Source organism: Methyloceanibacter sp. (genome assembly GCF_049590335.1).
Classification (GTDB): domain Bacteria; phylum Pseudomonadota; class Alphaproteobacteria; order Rhizobiales; family Methyloligellaceae; genus Methyloceanibacter.
The window spans coordinates 1-10,537 of record NZ_JBAWCQ010000044.1 but is presented as its reverse complement, the minus strand read 5'-3'; the positions used below and the strand labels follow the sequence as shown (position 1 = coordinate 10,537).

Genomic DNA, 10,537 nt, shown 5'->3' with positions numbered 1-10,537 from the left:
GTGGCTACTGCGCTCAGTTTCCTCGTACTCGACTTCATCTGGCTTGGATTCGTCGCCAAGACCTTCTACCAGCGGGAGATCGGTCCGCTGCTGCTCGAGAACTTCAACTTGGTCGCTGCGGTCGGATTTTATCTCGTGTTCGTCGCGGGAGTGGTCATCTTCGCCGTAGCGCCCGCGCTTCAGGCCGGATCGTGGAAGACCGCGCTCCTCTATGGCGCGCTGTTTGGCTTCTTCACCTACGCTACCTACGACATGACCAATCTCGCCACGCTGAAAGGCTGGAGCCCGACGGTCACGATCGTGGATATAGCTTGGGGCACGGCCCTGACCGGCACGGCCGCGCTTCTCGGCTACGGGGCCACGCGGACCTTGGCCGGTGGGTAGTGCGTAGAGTGGCTGAACAAGATATCCTCAAACAACCTGCTCTTTAGAGTGATCCAACCCGCCAGGCGTCGCGAAGCGCGACAGCTCCCTAAGTTTCATGGTGATTATGTCTCCTCTCAACATTGCCGTTATCGGATCAGGCATTTCCGGCCTCTCGGCTGCTTGGCTTCTTTCTAAGCGCCATAAGGTTACGCTGTTCGAGCAGGATCACAGGCTTGGTGGGCACACCCATACTTCGACCGTGTTGACCGCCGATGGCGAAGTGCCGGTCGATACGGGCTTCATCGTCTTTAATGAGCTGAACTACCCCAACCTCACCGCACTCTTCGCCCATCTCGGCGTCAGCACGGCGCCGACCGAGATGACTTTCGCGGTCTCGGCAAATGACGGCGCGTTCGAATATGCCGGCAGCGGTCCGGGACTGTTCGGGCAGGTCACGAACCTCGTCAACCGGCGCCACTGGCGCCTGGTGTCCGACATGTTCCGCTTTTTCCGTACCGCGCAGCGTGCACTGGAGCGCCATCCTGACGATACCTCACTCGGCGCATTCCTGAAGGCGGAAGACTATTCGGACGGCTTTATCGAAGACCACATCCTTCCCATGGGCGCGGCTATCTGGTCGACGCCCATGATCGGCATGCTCGACTTTCCGGCGGCCACATTCCTCAACTTCTACGCCAATCACGGCATGCTTCAGGCGGTAGGCCGTCCTGCGTGGAAATCCGTTGCCGGCGGCAGCAGGACGTATGTCCAGCGTCTACTTGAGGATGGTGACATTCAAGCCGCCATTGGAACGCCGGTCCGCAGGGTCGGGCGCGCTCGGTCCTGCGTCCACGTCGAGGATGCGCGGGGGGTTGTCCGCATGTTCGATCATGTGGTGATTGCAGCGCATGCGGATCAAGCCCTGAATATGCTTTCCGACCCCACGCCGAAGGAGCAATCGCTCCTTGGGACATTTGCCTACGAGCGCAATCACGCGGTCCTCCACCGCGACAAGCGCTTCATGCCGCGCCGCCGCCGTCTGTGGCAGAGCTGGAATTACCTCAAGCGCGGGCATGGTTTAGAGTCCGAATTGTGCGTATCATACTGGATGAACAGTCTTCAGAGCTTACCGACTAAGACGGACTTGTTCGTGACATTGAACCCGCCCTGGGAGATTCACCCGAAGGCGGTCGACCTGGAAGTCGACTACGACCATCCGGTGTTCACAAAGGAGGCCATCGCGGCGCAATCACGCCTTTGGTCCTTGCAGGGCAAAGATCGCACCTGGTTCTGCGGGGCCTATTTTGGTTACGGTTTCCACGAAGACGGCCTGCAGAGCGGGCTTGCTGTCGCCGAGCAGCTCGGCGGTGTGCGGCGCCCCTGGTCCGTTGCCGATGAGTCCGGTCGCATTCGAATCACGCACAATGCGGGTGCGGGAGACGCGGCCCCGCTTGTGGCAGCGGAATGATGTCGGCTTCAGCTCTCTATAACGGTGTCGTCGTGCATAAACGCGTGCGTCCGGTAGAGCATGCGCTACGCTATCACGTCTTTTCCCTTTTGATCGACTGCGATGACTTGCCAAACCTCGATCGCCGTCTGCGACTTTTCTCCTATAATCGTTTTAATGTCTGCAGCCTCCATGATTCCAATCATGGCGACGGGACGCCGATCCAGGACTATTTGCGGGATATAGCGACGCAAAGCGGCGTGCGCGGGATCGAGCGGTTCCTGATGCTGTGCTATCCGCGCGTGCTGGGTTACGGGTTCAATCCCGTTACGGTCTATTTCGGCGTTAACGCAGACCGCAGTCCCGTCTTGATCGTCTACGAGGTCAACAACACGTTTGGGGAGCGGCAAACCTATGTCGTTCCTGTTGACCAGAGTGCGTCTACGGGCACCGTTCACCAGAGCTGCGGTAAGATGTTCTATGTCTCTCCATTCAATAGCGTCGATGGACGTTACAGTTTTCACGTCACGCCGCTCGAGGATGAAATCACGATCGGCATTGCGCTGCATACTGAGGATGGGCCGCTGCTAAAGGCCTTCTTCCGGGGAGAGCGCGAGGATCTGACCGACGCGACGCTCGCCGCCGCGTTGGCGCGGACCGGCTGGCTGTCGGTCAAGGTCATCGCGGCTATTCACTACGAGGCGCTCAAGCTCTGGTTCAAGGGCTTGCGGCTCGTGAGGCGGCCGCAGCGCTCACGATCCGCTGTCGCCTATGTGCCAGCACCGGGAAAGCACGGAGATCAATGACCGAAAATTCGCTTTCTGCCAGCCGGACGCCTTTGGCTCTGGACCTTCTGACGCGCTTCGTCGTTCGTATCGGTGAACGCCTACTGACGTCGCAGCCTGCGGGCGCGATTTTAATTGTACTGCCGAACGGTCAGCGCATGAGCTTCGGCAACGAGCGTCCGCATGACGCGGTTCTGACCCTGAAGAACTACCGTGTCTTAAGGAAGTCGATCCGCCGGGGGGCACTTGGCTTCGCCGAGTCGTATCTGGACGGGGATGTCGACTGTTCCGACCTTGTCGGGCTTTTTCGTTTTGTCCTGCGTAACCAGGCGCACTCGGGCGATTCCGGGCGGTCCCTGTTCCGAACCAGCGTTATGGATCGCATCGGACATTTTCACCGCCGCAACACGCGGCAAGGGAGCCGACGCAATATCACCGAGCACTACGACCTCGGCAACGCGTTCTTCGAGACCTGGCTTGACGATCTGATGATTTACTCGAGTGCGCTCTACAATAGTGACACGAAAACGCTTGAGGATGCGCAGGACGCGAAGTTGCGCGCGATTTTGGACTCCTTGCAACTTGAGACCGGCATGAGCGTGCTTGAGATCGGTGCCGGCTGGGGTGCACTAGCGCTCGCAGCCGCCCGCGATCGCGGCGTTTCGGTCCGAGGCATCACCCTGTCCCAAGAGCAGCTGGCGCATGCGCGGGCGCGGGCTAAGGTCGAGGGTCTGGACGGTCAGGTACGTTTCGACCTAGAGGACTACCGCGACACTGACGGCCGATACGACCGGATCGTATCGATCGAGATGATCGAGGCGGTGGGCGAGCAGAACTGGCCGCACTACTTCCAGACCCTCCACGACCGTCTCAAGCCCGGCGGAGCTGCCATGCTGCAAGCGATCACGATCGGCGAGGAGCATTTCGAGACCTACCAGCGCGAGCCGGATTTCATTCAGCGTTACATTTTTCCGGGCGGCATGCTCCCGACCAAGACGATTTTGGTCGATCAAGCGGAGGCCGCCGGTTTTCGCTATGAGCCAGTTCTAGAATTCGGGGAATCTTACGCCCGCACGCTTGAAGAATGGCGCGCGCGGTTCGAAGCGGCATGGCCCGAGATCGAGGCGCTTGGTTTCGACGACCGGTTTCGCCGCAAATGGCGCTACTATCTTGCATATTGCGAAGCGGGCTTTTTGGAAGGTTCGATCGATGTCGGGCTTTACCGCCTGACGCGCCCCCTAAGCTTCGCTCGTTAGGACCGGAGCATGAAGGTCCGAACAACCCAAAAGAAGACAGCATTCGGCAACAGCCGCAGGGCCTTGAGCATCCAAGTAAAGCGCCGGGGGAAGGTGATCTCGTAGTTCTTGCGTTCGAGACCCCGCAGAAGCCGTTGCGCGGCGGCGTCCACGGGCATGAGGAACGGCATCGGAAAGTCGTTCACCGCTGTCATGGGCGTGTCGACAAATCCGGGATTGACGATGGAAAGGGTCACTCCTTTTTCCGCCAGTTCCGGATACAAGGACTCCGCGAGGTTGATCAGCGCCGCCTTGGTCGATCCATAGGCAGCGGCCTTCGGCAGCCCCCGATAGCCCGCGACCGAGGAGACGATCGCGATCTGCCCCGACTCGCGGCGCATCATGTCGGGAACAATTTTTGCCAGAACATTCACTACGCCCATGAAGTTCACGTCCATGGACTTCTTAAAGGCGCTTGGGTCGAGATCGGGCGGGCTGACGACTTCCCAAGTGCCGGCCGACAGCACCACCAGATCGATCGGCCCATGGCTTTTCTCGATGTCCCGGTAGCAGCGGGCCACGGCGTCTTCGTCTGTGACGTCGAGCGGATAAGCGGCGAGTGTCTGGGTGGACGCCTGCAGCGCGGTCAGGCTATCCACCGAGCGAGCCGAGACGGCAACCGTCCCGACACGGCCGTCGAGGAGCTTTGCGAGAGCGGCTCCAAGGCCTGAGCTTGCGCCTATGATCCAGGTTGTGCGCCAGGGCAGCGCCGGTTGGTCACCCACCTAGATGCCCACGATGGGCTGGAACAGCCGGCCGAGAATGCCCTTGAAGCGCGTCGGCGCTTCCGTTGCCACGAGGCAGATGCAGGCTTCCGGCGAGTCCACCACGGGCTGGTGTTCGACATGCTCGTCGAGATCGGCTATGTCACCAGGGCCAAATCGGCCGAACACGTCGCAGTAGGAGCCCTTGAGTACGAGGGTCAGTTCCATGCCGCCATGCCCGTGGTCGGGCACCTTCATTCCGGGCGCGATCCTCAGCAGCGTCAGCGTGCTCCGGGCCGCCTTGGATACGGGCAGGGTGTGCTTGGCGACACCCGGCGCGACGGTCTTCCAGGCAATGTCGTCAAGACCACCTTTGAGCAACCGCGCGAGCGGTGACGGGATGTTTGGCCTTGCGTCCCGGGAGAGGGCCGGCTCATCCGGTTTGTCTTTGGCGGCGTCCGGTTCGGCGGTGTCCAGAAGGCTCAGCGTGCGTTCGAGCGTCGATGGGCTCATAGGCGCCGCGTCGACAGTCTCCAGTAAGGCGCCGCCGACGCTTTCGATCTTATGAAACTCAGCGCGGCAGGCATCACACGAGGCAATATGGGCCGCAACCAAGGTCGCGAAGGCCTCGTCGAGACTGCCCGCCGCATAGCTCACCAGGGTGGCGCTATCGGGATGATGGATAATCTTCATTTCACAATCTCCAAGCGTTCCCGCAGCTTTGCATAGGCAAGACGCATACGGGATTTGACGGTTCCGAGCGGCAGGTCGAGCGCGGTCGCAATCTCCGCCTGCGGCATATCTTCAACGAATGACAATTCGACCACACGGCGCTGGTCGGGGGGTAGTGACGCGAGAGCCTCTCCAACCAAGCTGTCGCGTTGCCTCATCTCTGTTTCCTCCTCGCCGTCGGCCTCCGGCGATTCTAAATTGAGGTCGGCGATGTCCTCGTAGACTCGGGAAGACTGCCGGCGCAGCCGGTCGATCCTGGTGTTCCGCGCGATCGTGAAGACCCATGCAGCTACCGTGCCCCTCTCGGGCGCGTATAGCTCGGCTTTCCTCCAGAGAGTCAGCATGACGTCTTGGGCCAGGTCTTCTGCCGTGTCAGAATCGGTTCCGCTCCGGATCATTACCGCCTTGATTTTGGGGCCAAAGTTCAGAAAAAGGCGCTGAAACGCCTCACGGTCGCGATGCCGCGCAACACGTTCCATAAGGGTCCGATCGTCCAGGGTCTCTGCTGGGTAAGAGGACAATTTTTGGCCCGCACTCATTTCTTAGAAGCCGCAAGGTCCTGTCGTTGTTGCACGAATATCATACGACGGAAACGGTTAGGCGGATCACTCCGGTTAGATGCGGGGGGCGGGCTGGCGACTAGAACATGTCCCAGCCGCGGGCGCGGATGATCTCCCGTTCGGCTTCGCTCGCAAAACATGCGTCCCAATCGGCAAGCAAAGGCCGCATCACGTGGCGCCAGAGTGGGGGCACGAGCGCGATCGTCGCCATGGTTTGGTACCCGTAAGGCAGCATCGGCACTTCCTCGACCGCATCCAAGCGCCAGAACGGTTTGGTGGCGAACATGTGATGGTCCGAGTGCCGGGGCAGATTGTAGTGCAAGACGTTCGAGAGCCGGCGGTAGCAGTCCCAGCTATGCCGGGGCTGGATCGGCGCGTTGTCGGCGCGGACCAGGCCGTAATGCTGAACGAAATTGATGAGTTCGTGGAAGAAACGTCCAAGCATAGCCGCGAGTCCGAACAGCAGAAGAGCGAACGGTCCGCCGATGAGCACTATGGCCACCACGATGGACAGAGGAGCCGCATGAGCCTGGATCAGCCGGTTGTGGAGGGTCCAGAAAGGAAGACCCTTGCGCCGGAGTCGCGCGGCCTCGACCTGGGCGGCTTGCACAAGCTGCCCGTAAATTGTGCGCGCTTCGAAGACGAGGAGCCGTTCCCCGCGCCGGGCCGTCGAGGCTTCGTCATAGCTGCCAACCCGGCGGTGATGGACATGGACATGGTAGATCGCAAACGAGGTATTGCCCGTAAAGCCCAGCAAGATGTGCGCAACCACTTGCGGAATCCAGCCTTGCCGATGGGTGAGTTCGTGGCCGACCGTGGCGCCAACCAGGGCGAAGAGATAGCCGGTGGCCCAGATGGCGCCGATGGTTTGCAACGGCTGGTCCGTGAAGCTGGCCTCTTTCGCATACAGCGCGAACAGCACCGCCAGCAGGCACATCAGCGGCAGCGAGAGGTAGAGATTGACCTCGTAGAAGGTGCGGGCTCGATCTTCCAGCCGGTCCCATTCGTTGCCACTCAGCTCGTCGGCGAACGAACCGAACACCATGATCAGAAGGATGACGGCAAACGGCACCCACCCGCCGATGAGGAGGGATAGGCAGCCCAGAAGAACGAGAACATTAGCTAAAGCGTATTGCCCGGCTGCGAGGATACCGGAACCCCATGCCCAGCGCATCTTCGCCTCATCAGTAGACGCAACCACAACTCTTCTCTTCGTGTGAAATAGCGTTTGCCTAGGCCTACGGACCCTATGCTACATGTTTGGTCGCTGGAGAAAAGTCATCGTTTGACGTCCGGCAGATCGTCTAGACACTTTGGAAAAATCAGCGTTGGCGGCTGCGCGGCAATTTTGTGCTGCGGCTGAGGAAATGGCGATGCGACGGGCAGGGGCCAGATGCGAACGGTACTGATCACAGGAACGTCCACGGGAATCGGTCAGGTCACGGCTAAGCATATGGCGTCCAGGGGCTGGCGCGTCTTCGCGACCATGCGGAACCTCGAAAAGAAGGCGCCGCTGGAGAAGGTGCTGCGCGGTGCCGGTATCGCGCAGCAGGTAACCTTCGAGACACTCGATGTCGGCGATCCCAAGTCGATCGAGACGGCAGTTTCAAACATATTGGCGCAGACCGGGGGAACGCTCGATGCCGTCGTGCACAACGCGGGCGTCGCCATTGCCGGCGCGCATGAAGATCTGCCCGACGCCGAAATTCGGCGTGTCATGGAAACAAATTTCTTCGGCGTGCTCGGGCTGACCCGTGCGCTGCTGCCGACCTATCGGGCGCAGCGGAGCGGCCGGATCGTCTGCATTTCGAGCCAATCGGCCTTCGCGGGCCAACCTGCCAATTCGATCTATTGTGCGTCGAAATGGGCGCTTGAGGGCTGGGCCGAATCCATTGCCTTCGAGCTCGATCCGTTCGGCATCGATGTCGTGCTTGTCGAACCTGGGCCCTACAGAACCGAGATTTGGCAGGGGTCCGAACGGGTCACGCCACCGGGCGGCCCATACACACCCTGGGTCCGGTTGGTCATGCGCGGTGCCGATGCCCATGCGGACAAACACGCCCGCGACCCGGAAGAAGTAGCAAAGGTTGTCGCCAAAGCCTTGGAGGCACCCCTGCCGAAGGTTCGCTATCCGGTCGGCTTCTTCGCCAAGTTGGATTTCTTACTTCGCGGCAAGCTGCCGAGCCGCATGATCCGGAGAGGCACCACGCGCTATCTCGGGATTCCGCGCACGCGCTGACCTAGGCGCTCTCGGTCTTGGGCGCGTCGGATCCCGGCGCTTCAGTTTCAGGCGCTTCGGTCTTGTCTTTGGTTTCGCCCTTCCAGCGCGAGGGCCAATAGCGTTCCATCGTGGACATGACGGCGGGCAGGAACAGCAGCGCGCCGATCACCGCCGACGTAAGCACGATCACGACAATAGTTCCGTATAGCGCCACCGTGGGCAATCGGCTCATCATGGTGGTGCCGATACCGCCGGCGATGAGCACCGTGGCCATGATGACGACAGGGCCCACATCCATGGTGGTCTGCTTGAGCGCGGCGGCCACAGAGTCCAAGCTGGCGCGCTCCAGGCGATAGCGGGTGAGATAGTGGATCGTAGCGTCGACGGCGATGCCGAAGCCGACCGCAAACGCGACAAGGCTGGTGAACTCCAGTCCGCCTTCCACGAGATTCAAATAGGCCCCGCCCATGGCGATGGGGAACAGGTTGGGTAGAACGCTGGCGAGCCCCGCCCGCAGCGACCGCATGCCAACGCCGATCAAAACTAGGATGAGGCCGATAGCCGTGATCAGGCTTATGTTCAGCTGGCGGATCATCTCATGGCTCGCTCGCGACGAAACCGGCACGATTCCGGTGATGGCGATCTTTAGCCCCGGGTTCTGCGCTTCGACCTTCCGCACCTGCCGCTTCACGTTGGCAAGGATCGGCTTAAGCTCGTCAGACGTCATGTTGCGGAACTGAGCCGACATGCGGATGGCGTTCTCTTTCAGAGCCACGAAGCTTGAAGCGAAGGATCGCGCGTTCTTCGCTTCCAGAAAATCTATGAGCCGGTCTTCGCCGATATCGCCGCCGCCGAGCCACTCCTCGACCGTGTGGAGAGAGGTGACCGCGCCGAAGGTGGGCTCGCTGTCGAGGATGTTGTGGACCTCGCGAATAATCTCCAGCGTCTTGTAGGTCTTTAGGCTGTGCTTCTCGGGGAAGTACAGAAGCACCTCAAGCGTGTTGGCGCCTGCAAGCTTGTTGTCGGACGCCTGGATTGCCTTCAGTGCCGTGCTTTCAGGCGGCATATTGTTGACATAGCTATATTGCGGCTGGTTCAGAGCATGGAGCCAAAAGCCCGCGATGGTCAGCAGCAGCCCGATCAGGGCGATAGCGCCAGGGAACGAGGCCACGGCGCTCGCGGCCTTGGCGCAAATAGCGTCGATGGCCCGGCGAAAAAAGTCGGTCTCAGACGTGCCATGAATCTTCTTGGCGTAGCCACCCAGGAGAAGCACGGACAGGGCCGGCACCGTCATCAACGTGACGAACAGCGCCATGACTGTGCCGGACGCCGTTGTAATCCCGAAGTCAGCGATGAAGGAATGCGGCATCCAGATAAGGGATGACATCGCAAGGCCCGTCGTCAAAGAGGTCAGCACGCAGGCCGGCCCGACACGTTTGACAGCCCCCTCGATCGCCGTCTCAAGAGAGTCGCCGCGCTGAAGGCCACGTCGAATCGAGAACAGCAAATGCAGGCAGTTGGACAGCACGATCACGAGGATGATCGTCGGCGCGATTCCCGTCAGCAGGTTGATGTCCTGACCAAACAGCCACATGCCGCCACGAAGCCATGCCACGGCAATGATGGCGGGAACAACGGCGATGATGATGAGCGGAATGCTACGCAGGAAAATCCAGCAGACGATGATACCCAGCCCGAGCGCGAGCAAACCGAAACTGCGCTGATCGCGCGAAAGGCCAGACAGAATCTCGTCGCGGATGACTGCAAGCCCAGTCAGGCGCGCGGTCACGTTGGTTCCGGTTAAGGTCTCGTTCGTGGTCTTTCCAATGGCAGCGACGAGCGCGCGTTCCTTCGCTTGTCCCTCCGTGTCCTGCGCTAGTTGCTTGAGCGAAAGCGCAAAGACGGTCAGGCGCCAGTCATCACTCAGGAGCTTGGCTCTGATCAGCGGGTGATCGGCGACCTCTTTTCGCGCAGCGTCCGAGGCTTCGAGCTTGGTTAGATCCTCTGGAAAGATCGGCTGCGGCTCGCCGTCACCCTCGGGCGCCGTGACCGCCGAGAACACGGATAGCACGCCCGTGACCCCGTCAATCTTAAGCAGCTTAGTGTGAAGCGTCTGGAGTGCTTCGAGGTCCTTGGCGTCGAAGGCCGTGTCGGCCTCGGCAATGATCTGAAGGTCGGGCTGGCTGGAGGGAAAACGCTCGTTGAGGAGGTCGAGCTGTATGAAGGCCGGATCGTCCGAGCGGAAAATTTCCCGAATGTCGCTCGAAAAGCGATTTTGGGTCGCTCCAAATATTGCGAAGGGTGTTATCACCGCAATGATCAGGAGGCATATCCAGGGGTGCCGCAGAGAAACAAGCCCAAGCTTCTCTATTCCGAAACCAGCCGTCATCGATATCGTTCCTTTAGGACGTCCGCCGCGGGCAATAT

At 60.4% G+C, this 10,537-nt stretch carries 10 protein-coding genes; 5 read left to right on the top strand and 5 right to left on the bottom strand.

Annotation, left to right across the window (positions count from 1 at the left end):
• From WBQ77_RS03105 to WBQ77_RS03090, 4 genes are all read left to right on the top strand, one after another.
• The coding region (locus WBQ77_RS03105; RefSeq protein WP_424058881.1) for a DUF2177 family protein at nucleotides 1-384 on the top strand (384 nt) is incomplete at its 5' end.
• A gap of 106 nt (nucleotides 385-490) precedes the next feature.
• Nucleotides 491-1,834, top strand: a complete 1,344-nt coding sequence (locus WBQ77_RS03100; protein WP_424058880.1) for an NAD(P)/FAD-dependent oxidoreductase — start codon at nucleotides 491-493, stop codon at nucleotides 1,832-1,834.
• Nucleotides 1,831-2,619 (top strand): DUF1365 domain-containing protein, encoded by a 789-nt coding sequence (locus WBQ77_RS03095; RefSeq protein WP_424043807.1) that lies wholly within the window; start codon nucleotides 1,831-1,833, stop codon nucleotides 2,617-2,619. The genes WBQ77_RS03100 and WBQ77_RS03095 overlap by 4 nt, the downstream gene beginning before the upstream one ends.
• The gene (locus tag WBQ77_RS03090; RefSeq protein WP_424058878.1) at nucleotides 2,616-3,854 is read left to right on the top strand and encodes a class I SAM-dependent methyltransferase; all 1,239 of its coding nucleotides are present in this window, start codon (nucleotides 2,616-2,618) and stop codon (nucleotides 3,852-3,854) included. The genes WBQ77_RS03095 and WBQ77_RS03090 overlap by 4 nt, the downstream gene beginning before the upstream one ends.
• Here WBQ77_RS03090 and WBQ77_RS03085 read toward each other — a convergent pair.
• The 4 genes from WBQ77_RS03085 to WBQ77_RS03070 all read right to left on the bottom strand — a co-directional run bounded on the left by WBQ77_RS03085 (nucleotide 3,851) and on the right by WBQ77_RS03070 (nucleotide 7,063).
• Nucleotides 3,851-4,618, bottom strand: a complete 768-nt coding sequence (locus WBQ77_RS03085) for an SDR family NAD(P)-dependent oxidoreductase (RefSeq protein WP_424058877.1) — start codon at nucleotides 4,616-4,618, stop codon at nucleotides 3,851-3,853. The genes WBQ77_RS03090 and WBQ77_RS03085 overlap by 4 nt on opposite strands.
• The gene (locus tag WBQ77_RS03080; protein ID WP_424043036.1) at nucleotides 4,619-5,290 is read right to left on the bottom strand and encodes a ChrR family anti-sigma-E factor; all 672 of its coding nucleotides are present in this window, start codon (nucleotides 5,288-5,290) and stop codon (nucleotides 4,619-4,621) included. It abuts the gene before it with no gap.
• Nucleotides 5,287-5,808 (bottom strand): sigma-70 family RNA polymerase sigma factor, encoded by a 522-nt coding sequence (locus tag WBQ77_RS03075; RefSeq protein ID WP_424043034.1) that lies wholly within the window; start codon nucleotides 5,806-5,808, stop codon nucleotides 5,287-5,289. Before WBQ77_RS03075 ends, WBQ77_RS03080 begins: the two co-directional genes overlap by 4 nt.
• 160 nt (nucleotides 5,809-5,968) lie before the next feature.
• Nucleotides 5,969-7,063: an alkane 1-monooxygenase gene (locus tag WBQ77_RS03070; protein ID WP_424058875.1), complete on the bottom strand. Its 1,095-nt coding sequence runs from the start codon at nucleotides 7,061-7,063 to the stop codon at nucleotides 5,969-5,971.
• A 219-nt stretch (nucleotides 7,064-7,282) separates the two neighbouring features.
• Here WBQ77_RS03070 and WBQ77_RS03065 point away from each other — a divergent pair, with 219 nt between their 5' ends.
• Entirely contained in the window at nucleotides 7,283-8,128 is an 846-nt protein-coding gene (locus WBQ77_RS03065; RefSeq protein ID WP_424043739.1) for an SDR family oxidoreductase, read from the top strand.
• A 1-nt stretch (nucleotide 8,129) separates the two neighbouring features.
• On the opposite strand, the gene WBQ77_RS03060 is transcribed toward WBQ77_RS03065, so the two are convergent.
• A partial coding sequence (locus tag WBQ77_RS03060) for an efflux RND transporter permease subunit (RefSeq protein WP_424058874.1) occupies nucleotides 8,130-10,537 on the bottom strand: 2,408 nt, incomplete at its 5' end.

Excerpts from the sequence above, each read along its gene's own strand:
- WBQ77_RS03095 (WP_424043807.1), top strand. The coding sequence starts at position 1,831 with ATGATGTCGGCTTCAGCTCTCTATAACGGTGTCGTCGTGCATAAACGC.
- WBQ77_RS03100 (WP_424058880.1), top strand. The coding sequence starts at position 491 with ATGTCTCCTCTCAACATTGCCGTTATCGGATCAGGCATTTCCGGCCTC.
- WBQ77_RS03090 (WP_424058878.1), top strand. The coding sequence starts at position 2,616 with ATGACCGAAAATTCGCTTTCTGCCAGCCGGACGCCTTTGGCTCTGGAC.
- WBQ77_RS03065 (WP_424043739.1), top strand. The coding sequence starts at position 7,283 with ATGCGAACGGTACTGATCACAGGAACGTCCACGGGAATCGGTCAGGTC.
- WBQ77_RS03075 (WP_424043034.1), bottom strand. The coding sequence starts at position 5,808 with ATGGAACGTGTTGCGCGGCATCGCGACCGTGAGGCGTTTCAGCGCCTT.
- WBQ77_RS03080 (WP_424043036.1), bottom strand. The coding sequence starts at position 5,290 with ATGAAGATTATCCATCATCCCGATAGCGCCACCCTGGTGAGCTATGCG.
- WBQ77_RS03070 (WP_424058875.1), bottom strand. The coding sequence starts at position 7,063 with ATGCGCTGGGCATGGGGTTCCGGTATCCTCGCAGCCGGGCAATACGCT.